At 72.5% G+C, this 14574-nt stretch carries 15 protein-coding genes and 1 pseudogene; 8 read left to right on the top strand and 8 right to left on the bottom strand.

Going from position 1 to position 14574, the window contains the following annotated elements; translation table 11 throughout:
- The first annotated feature begins 12 nt into the window (after positions 1–12).
- The 5 genes from AC067A_RS19745 (at position 13) to mscL (ending at position 4040) form a co-directional block, all read left to right on the top strand.
- Positions 13–1284 (top strand): MFS transporter, encoded by a 1272-nt coding sequence (locus tag AC067A_RS19745; RefSeq protein ID WP_479243763.1) that lies wholly within the window; start codon positions 13–15, stop codon positions 1282–1284.
- Positions 1285–1352: 68 nt separating this feature from the next.
- The gene (locus tag AC067A_RS19740) at positions 1353–1682 is read left to right on the top strand and encodes an FmdB family zinc ribbon protein (protein ID WP_479243762.1); all 330 of its coding nucleotides are present in this window, start codon (positions 1353–1355) and stop codon (positions 1680–1682) included.
- 99 nt (positions 1683–1781) lie between these two features.
- On the top strand, positions 1782–2627 hold the full coding sequence (locus AC067A_RS19735) for an S-methyl-5'-thioadenosine phosphorylase (RefSeq protein ID WP_479243761.1): 846 nt from the start codon (positions 1782–1784) through the stop codon (positions 2625–2627).
- Between the two features lie 123 nt (positions 2628–2750).
- Complete coding sequence (locus tag AC067A_RS19730; protein WP_479243760.1) at positions 2751–3386, top strand: hypothetical protein; 636 nt, start codon at positions 2751–2753, stop codon at positions 3384–3386.
- A gap of 126 nt (positions 3387–3512) precedes the next feature.
- Positions 3513–4040, top strand: a complete 528-nt coding sequence (gene mscL, locus AC067A_RS19725) for a large conductance mechanosensitive channel protein MscL (RefSeq protein ID WP_479243759.1) — start codon at positions 3513–3515, stop codon at positions 4038–4040.
- 19 nt (positions 4041–4059) lie between these two features.
- Here the strand turns inward: mscL and AC067A_RS19720 are convergent, their stop codons facing one another.
- The 7 genes and pseudogenes from AC067A_RS19720 to AC067A_RS19690 all read right to left on the bottom strand — a co-directional run.
- Positions 4060–4281, bottom strand: coding sequence for a hypothetical protein (locus tag AC067A_RS19720; RefSeq protein WP_479243758.1), 222 nt, complete (start codon positions 4279–4281; stop codon positions 4060–4062).
- A 67-nt stretch (positions 4282–4348) separates the two neighbouring features.
- A complete protein-coding gene (locus AC067A_RS19715; RefSeq protein ID WP_479243757.1) occupies positions 4349–4780 on the bottom strand; it encodes a hypothetical protein in 432 nt (143 codons plus the stop codon).
- Positions 4777–5427, bottom strand: coding sequence for a QcrA and Rieske domain-containing protein (locus AC067A_RS19710; RefSeq protein WP_479243756.1), 651 nt, complete (start codon positions 5425–5427; stop codon positions 4777–4779). Before AC067A_RS19710 ends, AC067A_RS19715 begins: the two co-directional genes overlap by 4 nt.
- Entirely contained in the window at positions 5424–6023 is a 600-nt protein-coding gene (locus tag AC067A_RS19705; RefSeq protein ID WP_479243755.1) for a 4Fe-4S dicluster domain-containing protein, read from the bottom strand. Before AC067A_RS19705 ends, AC067A_RS19710 begins: the two co-directional genes overlap by 4 nt.
- 7 nt (positions 6024–6030) lie before the next feature.
- On the bottom strand, positions 6031–8352 hold the full coding sequence (locus tag AC067A_RS19700) for a molybdopterin oxidoreductase family protein (protein ID WP_479243754.1): 2322 nt from the start codon (positions 8350–8352) through the stop codon (positions 6031–6033).
- On the bottom strand, positions 8349–9368 hold the full coding sequence (locus AC067A_RS19695; protein WP_479243909.1) for an MFS transporter: 1020 nt from the start codon (positions 9366–9368) through the stop codon (positions 8349–8351). Before AC067A_RS19695 ends, AC067A_RS19700 begins: the two co-directional genes overlap by 4 nt.
- Positions 9369–9566: 198 nt before the next feature.
- Positions 9567–9782: pseudogene (locus AC067A_RS19690) on the bottom strand (pyruvate formate-lyase-activating protein); the annotation flags it as partial.
- 145 nt (positions 9783–9927) lie between these two features.
- Here AC067A_RS19690 and AC067A_RS19685 point away from each other — a divergent pair.
- The 3 genes from AC067A_RS19685 to AC067A_RS19675 all read left to right on the top strand — a co-directional run bounded on the left by AC067A_RS19685 (position 9928) and on the right by AC067A_RS19675 (position 13276).
- Positions 9928–11106 carry a low temperature requirement protein A gene (locus AC067A_RS19685; protein ID WP_479243753.1) on the top strand — a complete coding sequence of 393 codons (1179 nt, stop codon included), beginning with the start codon at positions 9928–9930 and terminating at the stop codon, positions 11104–11106.
- A 79-nt stretch (positions 11107–11185) separates the two neighbouring features.
- The gene (locus AC067A_RS19680; RefSeq protein ID WP_479243752.1) at positions 11186–12361 is read left to right on the top strand and encodes a P1 family peptidase; all 1176 of its coding nucleotides are present in this window, start codon (positions 11186–11188) and stop codon (positions 12359–12361) included.
- Positions 12362–12433: 72 nt separating this feature from the next.
- Positions 12434–13276, top strand: coding sequence for a DUF6227 family protein (locus tag AC067A_RS19675; protein ID WP_479243751.1), 843 nt, complete (start codon positions 12434–12436; stop codon positions 13274–13276).
- A gap of 93 nt (positions 13277–13369) precedes the next feature.
- On the opposite strand, the gene AC067A_RS19670 is transcribed toward AC067A_RS19675, so the two are convergent.
- Complete coding sequence (locus AC067A_RS19670) at positions 13370–14461, bottom strand: glycosyltransferase (protein ID WP_479243750.1); 1092 nt, start codon at positions 14459–14461, stop codon at positions 13370–13372.
- Positions 14462–14574 lie beyond the last annotated feature (113 nt).

The raw sequence follows: 14574 nt of genomic DNA, 5'->3' as shown, positions 1-14574 counted from the left end.
AAGGCCAGGACCGTGGCGTCCACGGTCATCTCGGACAAGCGGCCCGGCTACGGGCAGCTTCTGCGCACACCCGGTGCGCTGTCCTTCCTGCTCCCCGGCTTCGCCGCACGGCAGCCCTTCGCGATGCTGACCATCGGCATCGTCCTGCTCGTCCAGCACACCACCGGATCCTTCGGCAGCGCCGGCGCGGTCGCCGCCGTGACCGGCGTCTCCATGGCGCTCTTCGCGCCGCAGAGCGGCAAGCTCGCCGACCGCTTCGGCCAGCGTGCCGTCCTGATCCCCGGCGTCCTCGTCCACACCGCGTCGGTCTCCCTGCTCGTGGCCCTCGCCCTGGCCGGCGCCCCGCTCTGGGCGCTGTTCCTGGCCGCCGTGCCCGCCGGCGCCTCCGTGCCCCAGGTCGGCCCGATGGTCCGGGCCCGCTGGGCCGCCAGGCTCGACGGCTCCCCGCTGATGCCGACGGCCGCGGCCTTCGAGTCCGTCACGGACGAGTTCACCTTCGTCGTCGGCCCCGTCCTCGCCACGGCCCTGTGCACCGGCGTCCACCCGGCCGCCGGCCTGATCGCCGAGGCCGCCCTCACCCTCGTCGGCGGCCTGTTCTTCGCCGCCCAGCGCGCCACCCAGCCCCCGTACGGCGTCTCCGCGGCCGCCTCCGCCGAGCCGCACCGCTCCGCCCTCTCCGTCCCGGGCGTCCGGGTCCTGATCGTCGCCTTCCTCGGCATCGGTTCCGTCTTCGGCGGCATGCAGGTCTCCCTCACCGCCTTCACCGAGGAGATCGGCAACCCCGGCGCCAACGGCCTGCTCTACGGCATCTTCGCCGCCGGCAACATGCTCGCGGGCATCGCCATGGGCGCCGTCGCCTGGAAGACCGGCCCCCGCCGCCGCCTGATCCTCGGCTACGCCGGCCTCACCGTCGCCGCGTCCCTGCTGTGGACCGCGCACTCGGTGCTGCTCCTCGGCGCCCTGGGCCTGGTCGTCGGCCTGTGCATCGCCCCGGCCCTCATCACCGGCTACACCATCGTCGAGACCCTGATCCCGGCGTCCGCCCGTACCGAGGCCTTCACCTGGCTCACCGGCGCCGTCGCGCTCGGCCAGGCCGCGGCCGTCACGGTCGCCGGACGCCTCGCCGACGCACAGGGCGCGAGCAGCGGTTTCCTGGTGCCGATGGCGGGCACGGTGCTCGCCCTGGCCACGCTCCTCGCCCTCCGCTCGCGGCTGAAGCCGCGGGAGGCGAGCAGGGTCGCCGCGCGTGGTATCGGTCACCGCGTGCCGGTGGCGGTGGACTGAACCCACGGAATACGTCACTATGGATCGTCGTTAGCACTCGATGAGTGTGAGTGCCAGGAGGAAGTCAAGTGCCGACCTACCAGTACCAGTGCACCGAGTGCGGCGAAGGCCTCGAGGCGGTGCAGAAGTTCACCGATGACGCGCTGACCGAGTGCCCCAGCTGCAAGGGCCGCCTGAAGAAGGTGTTCTCGGCCGTCGGCATCGTCTTCAAGGGCTCCGGCTTCTACCGGAACGACAGCCGCGGCTCGTCGTCCAGCAGCTCGCCGGCCTCGTCGAAGTCCTCGGCCCCGTCGTCCGCGTCCACGACGTCGGACGCCAAGCCGGCCGCGTCGACCTCGTCGTCGTCCTCTTCCGCCTCCTCGACGTCCTCGTCGAGCACCGGAAGCTCGGCCGCCTGAGTTCACTTCCCCGAGGGGCCCCGTCGCCACGCGCGACGGGGCCCCTCGGCGTTCCCGACAGCCCGGCATGATCGACAGGACACCCCTAGGCTGACCGCCATGGCGAACCATGACGCGTACGCGGACATCGGCGTGATCGGCGGCTCCGGCTTCTACTCGTTCCTGGAGGACGTCACCGAGGTGTCCGTCGACACCCCCTACGGCAGCCCCAGCGACTCCCTCTTCCTCGGCGAGATCGCCGGCCGGCGGGTCGCGTTCCTCCCCCGGCACGGCCGCGGCCACACCGTCCCGCCCCACCGCATCAACTACCGCGCCAACCTCTGGGCGCTGCGCTCCGTGGGCGTACGGCAGGTCCTCGGGCCCTGCGCGGTCGGCGGACTGCGCGAGGAGTACGGACCGGGCACCCTCGTCGTACCGGACCAGCTCGTCGACCGTACGAAGAGCCGGGCGCAGACCTACTTCGACGGGGAGCGGCGGGCCGACGGAGCGGTGCCGCGCGTCGTCCACGTGACCTTCGCCGACCCCTACTGCCCCGACGGACGACGGGTCGCGGTCAAGGCCGCCCGGGGCCGGGGCTGGGAACCGGTCGACGGCGGCACCATGGTCGTGGTCGAGGGCCCCCGCTTCTCCACCCGCGCCGAATCGCGGTGGCACGCCGCCGCCGGCTGGTCCGTCGTCGGCATGACCGGCCACCCCGAAGCCGTCCTCGCCCGTGAACTGGGCCTCTGCTACACCTCTCTCGCACTCGTCACCGACCTCGACGCGGGCGCCGAGACCGGCGAGGGCGTCTCCCACACGGAGGTGCTGCGGGTGTTCGGCGAGAACGTCGGGCGGCTGCGGGACGTGCTGTTCGACGCGGTGGGCGCACTGCCCGCGACGGTGGACCGGGACTGTCTGTGCACCCACGCGCACGACGGCTGGGACCTGGGGATCGAGCTGCCGTGAATCCCTCGCGCGGGTGAGGGAGTTGTCCACAACCGCGGGGTGATCCCCAGGCCGGAGCGGGGTGGTGGCGGGGCCGGGAGAGTGGGGGCACATCCCGTTCCCGACGCGAACAGGCAGGCCCTCATGACCACCCCCTCTTCCACCACCACCTCCACCGCTACCTCCACTGCCTCCACCCCCTCTTCCACCACTGCCTCCACCGCCTCCTTCCTCACCTCCGTCCCCGCGCCGTGTCCGGTGCCGCCCTTCGAACCGCTACGGGTGCGAGGCGCGCGGCACCGGCTGCGCAGGGCGCTGCGCCGGGGGCGACCCGCTCCGGCGCTGCTCCTGGCACTCGTGGCGGCCGTGCTGGCCGTCGTGAGCGGGTACGGAACCGGCGGGGCTCCCGGACCGGGCGGGGCTCCCGGACCGGGCCGGGGCTCCGCTGCGGAGGCGCCGGGACTCGCGGCGACCGCCCGGGCGCGGCCGCCGGCGGCCGCGCACCTGGTGTCCGCGCCGGTGCGGATCGCCGACGCCGCGACCGTACGGCTGCTCCGGCCCGGCGACCGGGTCGACGTGATCGCCGCGCCCCACTCGGACCTGGGTGAAGGGAGTGAGGCCCGCGTCGTCGCGACGGGCGCCCGAGTGTCCGAAGTCCCGCGGCCGGACGAGACTCGTTCGGACGGAGGGGCGCTCGTCGTCCTGTCCGTGCCACGACCGACGGCTACCGCCCTGGCAGGTGCCGGTATCACGTCCCGACTGGCGGTGACGCTGTGCTGATTCGCACTGAGTGCCTGTCAAGTCACCGTCCCGTGTGTACGGATTGGACGCGTCTGCGCCGTCCACGGCCTAATGGCTCCGCACACAGCGGTACACGCGACATCACACGCGACGAAAGGCACCTCGGTGGCCGAGAAGAAGGAAAGTTTGCTGGGAGGCTTCAAGGCCTTCCTGATGCGCGGCAACGTGATCGACCTGGCAGTGGCGGTCGTGATCGGTGCCGCGTTCACGAACATCGTGAACTCGGTGGTCAAGGGCATCATCAACCCGATCGTCGGCGCCTTCGGCACCAAGGACCTGGAGAGCTACGCGTCCTGCCTCAAGGCCCCGTGCGCGGTGGTCGACGGGGAGATGCAGGGCATCCAGCTCCAGTGGGGTCTGGTCCTCAGCGCGGTGCTGAGCTTCCTGATCACCGCGGCCGTCGTCTACTTCCTGATGGTCCTGCCGATGGCCAAGATCCTCGCCAAGCGCGCCGCGCACGAGAAGGCGAAGGAAGGCGTCGCGGAGACCATGGAGATCAGCGAGCTCGAGGTCCTCAAGGAGATCCGCGACCACCTCGTCGCCCAGCGCGGACCGGCCGTCAACAACACGACGCCGGGCTCCGGGGTCGCGGGCGGCACGGCGGGCGGTGCGGGGGCGCATTCCACCTCCTGACCGGCGCGGCACGCCGGTTTCAGAGGTGGTGCGGCGGCTTCTCGTCGAGGAAGCGCGCCAGGTCGGCGGCACTGTCGCCGCCTGCGGGAGGCCGCTCGCCCCACCCGCGGTCCGTGTCGTCCGCAGACTGCTGGTCCAGCGGATCGTCGAAGACGAGTACCGGCTTCGAGGTGTTCTCTGCGCTGGATGCGGTGCCGGGTCGCTCCGCGTCTCGCGGGCCGTGGGCGGGGGCGGTGCTCATACCCTCAGGGTACGCCCGCTCCCCCGCCCCGCACCCGCCTGATCTGCGAACTCCTGCCGAGTGGGTGTCAGCGGTCCTTCGGGTCGACCGCCCAGAGGCCGAGGACCACGAGGAACGACAGGACGAGGAAGCCGGTTCCCCACCAGGCGGTGCCGGTGTCGCCGGCCATCCACTCGTCCACCACGATCGTCAGCCCCCAGAGCTGACCGATGACCACCGTGAGCGCCAGGGCGAGACGGGCGGAGAGCTTCGAGGAGCGCTCGGGCTCCTGCTCCGTACCGGCCCCCGGTCCCGGCCCGGTGTGCCGGATCCGGGGATCGCCGTAGCCGCTGGTGGGACGGATCTGCGGATAGCGCTCGCGCACCGGCCGGTTCAGCCGCGGCTGCGCGCTGCCCGGCGTGTACACGGGCGGACGCGGGGGCTCGGGTTCGGCGCCGCCGGCGGGCGGCGCCGGGGAGCGCGGGGCCTCGGGGTCCGGGGGGAACGTGCTCTCGCTCATGTCCGCTCGCTCCTCTCCGCCGCCTTCCGGCCGGGGCCGCCGGCGCCGAAGCCGGGACAGCCCGGACGGTCGTCGCCGTTCTGGCGGCAGAAGCCCTCCAGGAGGCTCTCGCCCGAGCGGGCCGTGCCGATCGCCCACACGCTGCCGTCGACCTGTTCGACGAGGATCACCTTCGGCAGGCCCCTCGGCGGCGGGCCGGCGGTGACCTCTCCCGTACGGGCGTCGAAGACCCCCTCGTGGCAGGGGCAGTAGAGCTCGCCCTCGCTCCCCCGCTCCTGGCGCCACAGCACGGCACAGGCCAGGTGGGTGCAGACGGCGGAGTAGCCGGCGAGGGTGCCGTCCTCCATGCGGACGGCGATCGCCCGGTCCTCGTCGCCGGGGTAGCGGAAGGCCAGGGACTCGCCCGGCTCGATCCGGTCGGCGATCTTCTTGACCTCGGGGGTGCCTTCGCTGTCCCCGTGCCGGTGCAGGATGCCGGAGGCGACGGCGACGCCGCCGACGGCCAGGCCGCCGGAGACGGTGGCGACGATCCGCAGGTAGTCGCGGCGGGTGGTGAGCGAGTCGGCGGCGATCCGGTCGTGGAGTGCCTCCTGGGCCGCGTCGCCGGGGGCGTCCGGTGCGGGCGGCTGGGGATCGGTGACGCTCAACGGACGTCCCTTCCGTTGATCTCGACGACGGGGAGTCCGCCGGGGACCGGCCACTGGACCTTGTCGGCGGGGACGACCATCGCCACGCCGGTGGTGACGGTGGTGGTGCCGAAGGTGAAGGAGTCGGCGACCTGGACGCCGGGGCGTTCCGCCCTGAGCTCGTCGAGGGTCCCGTAGAAGAGGGCGCCGGTGGGGCAGACGGTGGCGCACATCGGGGCGAGACCGTAGGCGGTGCGGTCGTAGCAGAGGTTGCACTTCATCTGGAGCTTCGCCTGGAGGTCGATCTTGGGTACGCCGAAGGGGCAGGCGTTGACGCAGTTGGCGCAGCCGATGCAGCGGGTGGTGTCGGCCTGCTGCACGACGCCGTCCGCGGTCACGAGGATCGCGTCGGCGGGGCAGACCTCGGCGCAGGGGGCGACGGGGTCCTCGCAGTGCATGCAGACGGTGGGGAGGGAGGCGACGGAGCGGCCCTCGTCGGGGTAGTCGAGGTGGATCATCGACTTGCCGCGGTGGGAGTCGCATTCGCGGCAGGCCGAGACGCAGGCCTGGCAGCCGATGCAGCGGCCCGGGTCGATGAAGATCGTGCGGCCCATCATGTGCGGGTCAGCTCCTCTCCGCGGTGCCGCGGCCCTGGGGCGAGGTGGGGGGCAGCGGGTCGGTGCGGGAGACCTGGGTCTCCGGGTAGGCCTGGTGTCCGGGGGCGGTGGGCGGCGCGGGTACCTCGTCGACGCGTTCGGCGGGCTCGATGCGGGCGGCGCAGACCTTGTACTCCGGGATCTTGGAGCGGGGGTCGAGGGCGTCGATGGTGAGGGCGTTCGCCGCGGTGGGGACGGGCCAGTGGTAGGGGACGAAGACGGTGTCGGGGCGGATGGCCTCGGTGACGAGCGCGGGGAAGACCTCGCTGCCGCGGCGGGTGACGACGCGGACGGGGTCGCCGTTGCGGAAGCCGTGTGAGGGGTGGACCTCGACCCAGGGGCGCGGGGTCTGTTCGACGAGGGCGCCGAGCCGGCGGGTCTGGTTGCCGGAGAGGAAGTGGGCGACGGTGCGGCCGGTGGTGAGCGAGAGGGGGTACTCCTCGCTGTACGGGTCCATGGGCGGGTGCCATTCGACGACCTGCATGTGGATCTTGCCGTCGGGGTGGTAGGTGCGGCCGTCCTCGAAGAGGCGGGGGGTGCCGGGGTGGTCGGTGCCGGGGCAGGGCCAGGCGATGCCGCCGGTCTCCTCCAGGCGTTCGTAGGTGATGCCGTAGTAGTCGTTGACGGTTCCGGCGGAGGCGATCCGGAGCTCTTCGAAGACGGCCCGCGAGTCGGGGAAGTCGAACTTGTCCCCGGCGCCGAGGCGCCGGGCGAGTTCGCACATCACCCAGGTGTCGGTGCGGACGCCGGCGGGGGGTTCCTGGGCCTTGTTGTGCTTGACGACCCGGGCCTCGGCGTTGGCCATGACGCCCTCGTCCTCGGCCCAGACGGTGACGGGGAAGACCACGTGCGCGTTGGCGGCGGTCTCGGAGAGGAAGAAGTCGAACTGGGCGTGGAACTCGAGGGTGTCGTAGCCGTCCTTGACGGTGGCGTAGTTCGGCAGGGAGACGAAGGGGTTGTTGCAGATGCCGACGAGGCCGCGGATCTCCTTGCGCTGCATCTGCCAGACCATCTCCATCATGGAGGTGCCGGCGACCGGGAGTTCCGCTTCGTCGATGCCCCAGATCTCGCAGATCTGGCGGCGGTGCTCGGGGTTCGTGATGGAGCGGCCGCCGGGCAGCAGGTCGGACTTCTGGCCGTGCTCGCGGCCGCCCTGGCCGTTGCCCTGGCCGGTGATGGTGCCGTAGCCGGCGCCGGGCTTGCCGATGTTCCCGGTGGCGACGCAGAGGTTGATGATGGTGAGGCAGTTCTCGACGCCCTGGGAGTGGTGTTCGACGCCGCGGGCGTGCCAGGCCATGGCCTTGCCGGCGCCGGCGAACACGCGGGCGACCTGGACGATCTGTTCCTCGGGGACGCCGCAGATCTCGGCCGAGCGGGCGGGCGGGTAGTCGGCGACGGTCTTCTTCACCTCGTCCCAGCCGGTGGTGTGGGCGGCGAGGTAGGCCTCGTCGGTGAGTCCTTCGGCGATGACGACGTTCAGGACGGCGTTGAAGAAGGCGGAGTCGGTGCCGGGCTTGAGGGCGACGTGGATGTCGGCGGTGCGGGCGATGGCGGTCTCGCGCGGATCGACGACGACGAGGGTCGCGCCGCGGTCGCGGGCCCCCCACAGGTACTGGGTCATGACGGGGAAGCACTCGCCGACGTTGGAGCCCGCGATGAGCAGGCAGTCGGTGAGGAGGATGTCGGAGAAGGGGTTGCCGGCGCGGTCGATGCCGAAGGCGAGCTTGTTGGCGCCGGCGGCGGAGACCATGCAGAGGCGGCCGTTGTAGTCGACGTGCTTGGTCTTGAGGGCGATGCGGGCGAACTTGCCGACGAGGTAGGTCTTCTCGGAGAAGAGGCTGGCGCCGCCGAGCAGTCCGAAGGCGTCGTTGCCGTACTCGCCCTGGATGCGGCGGATCTCGGCGACGGTGTGGTCGAGGGCCTCGTCCCAGCTGACCTCGCGGAACTCCTCGTCGCGGCCCAGGCGCATGAGGGGCGCGGTGAGCCGGTCGGGGTGGTTGACCTGCTGGTAGGCGTTGATGCCCTTGGGGCAGAGCCGCATGCGGTTGATGTCGTGGTTGCGGGGTTCGACGCCGAAGACCTTGCCGCCGCGGTCGACGCGGAGGTACATGCCGCACTGGACGCCGCAGAAGCAGCAGTGGGTGGGGACGAGGGTCTCGCCGTTCTGGTCGGCGTGCCAGCGGTCGGCGGGGATGCCGCCGGCGTCGCGGAACCGGCGGGTGCCGGGCGGGGCCAGGGAGGGGTCGAGCGGCAGCGGTCGGCCGGTGGTCGCGGGGTCGGACGCGGTCACTTGAAGCCCTTCTTCACGTGGTCGAGGTAGGCGTTGCCGCGAAGGACGCGCTTGCAGCGGGGGCAGTACTGGGCCCAGTCGTCGAAGCCGAGGTCGAGGTCGCGCATGGTGCCCTGGAGGTTCTCCACGTACGGGGCGGTGTCGATGGGCTCGTGGCAGCGGCGGCAGGCGAGCGCCTCCTCGCCCTTGCGGCGGGAGGTGTACTTGAAGAGCTGCATGCCGACGGCGGCGGGCCGCTGGACGATGTGGAAGAACTTCCCGAACGGGATGTAGATGAGGGTGAAGACGACGGAGGCCATGTGCAGGACGGCGAGGAACTCGTAGCCGCCACCGTGCAGGAAGATCGACGAGAACGTCAGCAGGAGCCCGGTCACCGAGATGACGACGAGGCAGATGAGGGGCACCAGGTCGTAGGCGAAGCGCTGGCCCGTGATGGCTCCGCGGTCCTTCATGCGGCGCCACAGGAAGTAGGAGGCGCCCGCGATGACGAGGACGGCGGCGATGTCGAGCCCGTGGAACATGAGCCAGCCGAGGATGCTGAGGGAGTCGAAGCCGATGACCTCGAAGCCCCAGATCCGCATCTCGTAGCCGGGGCCCGAGCCCGTCGACGAAGTGAAGGTGAACCAGCCCCAGGTGAGGGGGAAGGTGATCGCGGCGGCGAGCAGGCAGCCCCAGAAGACGAGCTGGTGGGCGGCCCAGCGGGCGTGTGAGCGGGCGCCGAGGAACTTCTGGAAGCCGAGGTAGGTGGCGATCATCTTCGGCAGGGCGGTGGGCGCCCTGCGGAAGTTCGCGGCGGAGAAGAAGGACCGCCGGCCCTGCTTGAAGAGGCGGCGGGCGCCGGGGGCGGAGACCCACACGGTGTAGCGGTAGGCGACGCCGAAGGCGAGGAAGACGGTCGCGACGGCATAGGGCAGGAGGGCCGAGTCGAAGTCGCGGAGCAGCCGGCTGCCGAAGACGATCGCGACGATGAGAAGCGCGGAGACGACGGCCCCCGCGAGGCTCGCGCGGCGGCGCACGGCGGCGGGGGTCCGTGACGGCGGGGCGGCGGCCGGTGGTTCGCCCGGGGTGGAGCCGCCCGTGGCGAGGGCGCTGGGGGCCGGGTCGCCCGGTCCGGGGGTCGGCTCGACGGTCTGCGGTGGCTCGGTCACGCCGCCACGGTAAGACCGTACGGGGTGTTTTTCCTGTTTTGCACGGTTCTCGGGTGAGGGCGTCGTTCAGACGGCGTTCAGGCCGTGGGCCCGGAGGACCTCGCAGGTCGCGGCGGTCTGCTCGGGCGTCGGGGACGGGGTGTCGTGCAGGGTGAACGGCATGGCGAGTGCCTGCCACTTCGCTTCGCCGAGCTTGTGGAAGGGGAGGACGTCCACGCGGGAGACGTTGCCGAGGCCGGCGGCGAAGGCGGCGACTCCCTCGACGTCGACGGGGTCGTCGGTGGAAGGACGGGATCGTGACCCGCGCGCCGCCCCGCTTGTCGGCGATCCGGCCGTCGCCCCAGCGGTCCGGGGCGGCCCCGCCACCCCACCCGTACCCGCGTGGCAGGCAGGCGGGCGGACGGCCCGCTCTGCTGTGCTGGGGCACATGACACAACCGTTTCTGCCTCTCACCGCGCGCTCCCGTGAGGAGTCACACCGGGCCGCCACGCCCCTGGAGCTGTTCTTCGACCTGTGTTTCGTCGTCGCCGTCGCGCAGGCGGGGGCCGCACTCGTGCACGCCGTCGCCGAGGGGCACACGGGCGAGGGCATCGCGAACTACCTGATGGTGTTCTTCGCGATCTGGTGGGCGTGGATGAACTTCACGTGGTTCGCGTCGGCGTACGACAACGACGACGTGCTGTACCGCGTCGTGACGCTCGTCCAGATCGCCGGCGTGCTCGTGCTCGCCGCGGGGATCTCGCGCGCCGCGGAGGAGCACGACTTCCTCGTCGTGTACCTCGGCTACCTGGTCATGCGCCTGGCCCTGGCGTCGCAGTGGTTGCGCGCGGCGCACCACGCCACGGACCCCGCCGAACGGACGATGTGCCGGCGCTACGCGGGCGGGGTCCTCGCCTGCCAGGTGGGCTGGCTCGCACTGGTCCTCGCGCCGGAGCCGGCCCGCCCGTGGGTCTTCCTGGTCATGGCGCTCGTCGAGATGGCCGTGCCCGTGTACGCGGAGAAGGACGCTCCCAGCACCTGGCACCCGCACCACATCGCCGAGCGGTACGGCCTGTTCACCATCATCGTGCTCGGCGAGACCGTCGCCGCCGCGACCGTGGCCGTGAAGTCGGGCATCGTCGAGAACGACGCCCTCGGCGAGCTGCTGCCGATCGCCGCCGGCGGTCTGCTGCTCGTCTTCGCCGCCTGGTGGATCTACTTCGTCGTACCCGCCCACGCCCGGCTGACCTCCAGCCGCCAGGGCTTCCTCTGGGGCTACGGCCACTACGTCATCTTCACCTCGGCCGCCGCCGTCGGCGCGGGTCTCGAGATCGCCGTCGAGCAGTCCGTGGGCAAGGCGCACATCTCCACCCTCGCCGCCTCGGCGTCCGTCACCATCCCGTCGGCCGTGTTCCTGCTGTCCGTGTGGCTCCTCCACGCCCGCTACTTCAAGGTCGGCATCGCCCAGCAACTCGTCCTGCCGGTGTCGGCGTTCGCCGTCCTCCTCTGCTCGTTCGCCGGCCACTGGGCGGTCCTCTGCGCCGGACTCGTCGCCGCGGCCACCGTCGCGGTCGGCGTGACCCTGACCGCCCGCAACCCGGCGACCCGGTCGGCCCCCACCGGCTGAGCGGGTCCGGCAGGGGTCCCTCCGCCCTGGGCGCCGAGCCGGGCCGCGCTCCGGGCAAAGGGCGTGGTAGGTAGGGGACATGACAGATCCCGAAGGAACGCCCCGGCCCGGAGGAACGTCTCTGCCCGGAGGGTCCCGGCCCGAAGGGTCCCGGCCTGAAGGGTCCCGGTCCGAAGGAACGTCCCGGCCCGGAGAAACGTCCCGGCAGGACGCGATCACCGATGTGAGCGGTCTGCGGGTGGGCCACGCGCACGTGGCCGGGCCCGGGGCGCTGAGCGGGACGACGGTGGTGCTCGCGCCGGCGGGCGGGATGGTCGCGGCCGTGGACGTGCGGGGCGGCGGTCCCGGCACGCGGGAGACGGACGCGCTGGACCCGCGGAACGTGGTGCAGCGGATCGACGCGGTGGTGCTGACGGGCGGGAGCGCGTACGGGCTCGACTCCGCGGCCGGGGTGATGGCCTGGCTGGAGGAGCGGCACCGGGGGGTGCGGGTGGGGCCGGACCCGGCCCACGTGGTGCCGGTCGTGCCGGCGGCGTGCGTCTTCGACCTGGGGCGGGGCGGCGACTTCGCGGCCCGGCCGGACGCGGCGACGGGCCGGGCGGCGGTGGAGGCGGCCGAGGCGAGCGGGGACCACGCGCGCGTGGAGACGGGCGCGGTCGGCGCGGGCACCGGGGCCGTCGTCGGCGGTCTGCGGGGCGGGGTGGGGACGGCGAGCGCGGTCCTGGACTCGGGGATCACGGTGGGCGCGCTGGTGGTGGTGAACGCGGTGGGCGCGGCGGTCGACCCCGCGAACGGCGTCCCTTACGGCGCCTACTTCGCGGCGGGCCCCCTCGTCCTGCCGGAGGCCTCCCTCCACGAGGCGGCCGGGCGGCGGCTCGCCGAGGCGCGGAAGGCCTCCTCGCCGCCGCCGCTGAACACCACGCTCGCCGTCGTCGCGACGGACGCGGCGCTGACCCGCTCCCAGGCGCGGAAGGTCGCGGGCACGGCGCACGACGGGATCGCGCGCGCGGTGCGTCCGGTGCACCTGATGAACGACGGGGACACGGTCTTCGCGCTCGCGACCGGGGCGCGCGAGCTGCCGGAGGCGCCGGGTCCGCTCGCCCTGAACGAGATCCTGGCGGCGGGCGCGGACCTGGTGACCCGGGCGATCGTCCGCGCGGTCCTGGCGGCCCCGGGCGGGCTGCGCGGGCCGGGCGGCGACTTCCCCTCGTACCGCGAGCTGTACGGACCCGACACGGGCGCGTACTTCCGGTGAGTCCAAGGGAGTTGGGAAGAACGGCCGGGAACTTCCCGGACGGGCCCTTCGTTTTTCCGAACCCCGGACACGATGTCAGACCCAGGGACTACGTTAAGCAAGCACCAAGTGACATGCGGCGACGGCCTGGAGACCCTCTTGAACGATCCGCAGGATCCTCACGATCCCTTCGAGACGACCGAGACGCACCTTGAGCGCCTCCTCGGCCGGGCGCTCAACTCCTTCGACCTGCCCGACTCGACCGTCGAGCGCCTCGGTACGGCGCTCGCGCACTCCAGCGCGCTGCACTCCTCGCACCACAGCGCGTCGCTGCACCGCACCACCCACCGCCACACGTACCTGCTCCCCGACGGCAGCGCGCTCAGCCTCTGGGAGCTCGTGCACAACACCGGCCGGGACGGCGCCCTCCAGCACGAGCTGTACACGGAGGAGTCGGAGGCCCGGCTCGCCGCGTCCCGGCTGTCGGCCGGGCCGCTGCCGGGCTGGACCGTCGAGCGCTCCGACGGCCGCGCCCTCGACGAGGACGACGACCTGGAGCTGCTGAGCGCCCTGCTCGCCCGGCCCATACCCGCCCAACCCCGGATGTACGTGCCGGACAACTCCGCCGACCACGCGCGCCGCGTCCTGCGCCGCGCGGAGAACGCGGACCGGCCGGGCGAGCGCACGGCCCGCCGTCTCCGCCTGGCCTTCGCCCACCACATCACCCAGGCCTTCGGACGCCACTGCCCGGTCGAGGGCGGCCGAGACGCCGGCTTCACCCTTTACGAGCACCAGTTCCTGCTGCTCGACGGCAGCGAGATCAGCCTCTGGGAGGTCGAGCACACCGCGACCCCCGACGGCCGCCACATGTGCGAGGTGTACGACTCCGAGAACGCGGCCCGCGAAGCGATGCGCCACCGCTCCCGCGTCCGCTGACCCGTCCGCGACGGCCTCCCGCCGCCCCGGGGCCGCCGCACCCGGCGCCGGCCGCACGGACACACCCTGGGTGCCCCGCCGCCCCCGTGCTCCTCAGACGAGCGCGGGGGCGGTGGACTCGGTCAGGCGGGCGACGGCGAACGCCCGGTTGACCAGGGTCTGTTCGCGGTAGTTCCCGGGCAGGTCCGGAAGCCCGAGCAGCCGGTCGCAGGCGGCGAGCGAGGCGGCGTGGTCGCCGGTCCAGTACGCGGTGATCGAGTATTCGAAGAGCAGTCCCCACCGGTACACCCACGGCTGGAGGAACAGCAGGTCGTCGCGGGGCTGCTCCCGGTCGAGCACGGCGGTGACGACGGCGTGGGCGGCGTGATGGCGGCGCATCTTCCGCAGCCGCGCCACCAGCTCGTAGCAGGCCTCAAGGCGTTCCGGCCGCGCTTCCCAGGCGCGCGAGAGCGCGTCCATCGCCGTCGGCCAGTCACCGGACTCCGCCCTCAGGACCCCCGACTGGAGCAGCGAGTAGTAGACCTCCTCACCCCAGCCGCCCATGGCCGCGCGCCGCTCGTAGAGGGCGACGGCCTCGTCCGGGCGGCCCATGTCCCGCATGGTCTGCGCGAGGTAGAAGACCGTGCGGGGGTTACCCGGGTCCCGGTCGAGCTCGGCGCCCAGGAGTCGGGCGTCCCGCTCGAACTTGTCGTGGCGTGAGCCGCCGTCGGCGTAGTCCTCGACGACGAGGGCGTCCAGGTTCTCCTGCGCGTGGTCGCGGTCCGCCGTCAGGTACTCGTGGGTGACGCCCTCGTAACGCCACGGCAGGTCGCCCTTGACCAGGCGCTTGATCCGGTACTCCAAGGCCCCCTCGTGGCGGATCATGTACGCGTCGGCGGTGAGGGCGGGCAGCGGACTCTCCCGCCGCAGGACGTGGTCGGCGTCGAGGAGCAGCAGGTAGTCGGCCCGGCCGCGCGCGTGCGCGATGTTCAGACTCCGGTTGTGACCGAAGTCCACCCACGGGTCCTCCCGCAACTCGCCCGGGATGCCGGCGAGGGCGGTGCGGATCAGCTCCTGCGTCCCGTCGGTGGAACCGGTGTCGGAGATGACCCAGGTGTCCACGAGACCGCGGACGGAGGCGAGGCAGCGTTCGATGACGGCGGCCTCGTTCTTGACGATCATGCAGAGGCAGATGGACGGCTGCACGGCAACACCACTTCCGAAGAGGGCGGGGGAGCTGTCGGGGGGCCGCGACCCTACGTACGCCCGGCCCGACGGCGGGGTCGGCGCGCCGCAGGACGGTCCGGAGTTCGCCGTTC

Source organism: Streptomyces sp. NPDC043176 (assembly GCF_056436715.1).
The sequence above is the reverse complement of the archived record's forward strand: the minus strand, read 5'-3'. Positions and strand labels throughout refer to the sequence as shown.

Coding starts and splice junctions, on each gene's coding strand:
- AC067A_RS19735 (WP_479243761.1), top strand. CDS start 1,782: ATGGCGAACCATGACGCGTACGCGGACATCGGCGTGATCGGCGGCTCC.
- AC067A_RS19730 (WP_479243760.1), top strand. CDS start 2,751: ATGACCACCCCCTCTTCCACCACCACCTCCACCGCTACCTCCACTGCC.
- AC067A_RS19720 (WP_479243758.1), bottom strand. CDS start 4,281: ATGAGCACCGCCCCCGCCCACGGCCCGCGAGACGCGGAGCGACCCGGC.
- AC067A_RS19715 (WP_479243757.1), bottom strand. CDS start 4,780: ATGAGCGAGAGCACGTTCCCCCCGGACCCCGAGGCCCCGCGCTCCCCG.
- AC067A_RS19705 (WP_479243755.1), bottom strand. CDS start 6,023: ATGATGGGCCGCACGATCTTCATCGACCCGGGCCGCTGCATCGGCTGC.
- AC067A_RS19685 (WP_479243753.1), top strand. CDS start 9,928: ATGACACAACCGTTTCTGCCTCTCACCGCGCGCTCCCGTGAGGAGTCA.
- AC067A_RS19680 (WP_479243752.1), top strand. CDS start 11,186: ATGACAGATCCCGAAGGAACGCCCCGGCCCGGAGGAACGTCTCTGCCC.
- AC067A_RS19675 (WP_479243751.1), top strand. CDS start 12,434: ATGTCAGACCCAGGGACTACGTTAAGCAAGCACCAAGTGACATGCGGC.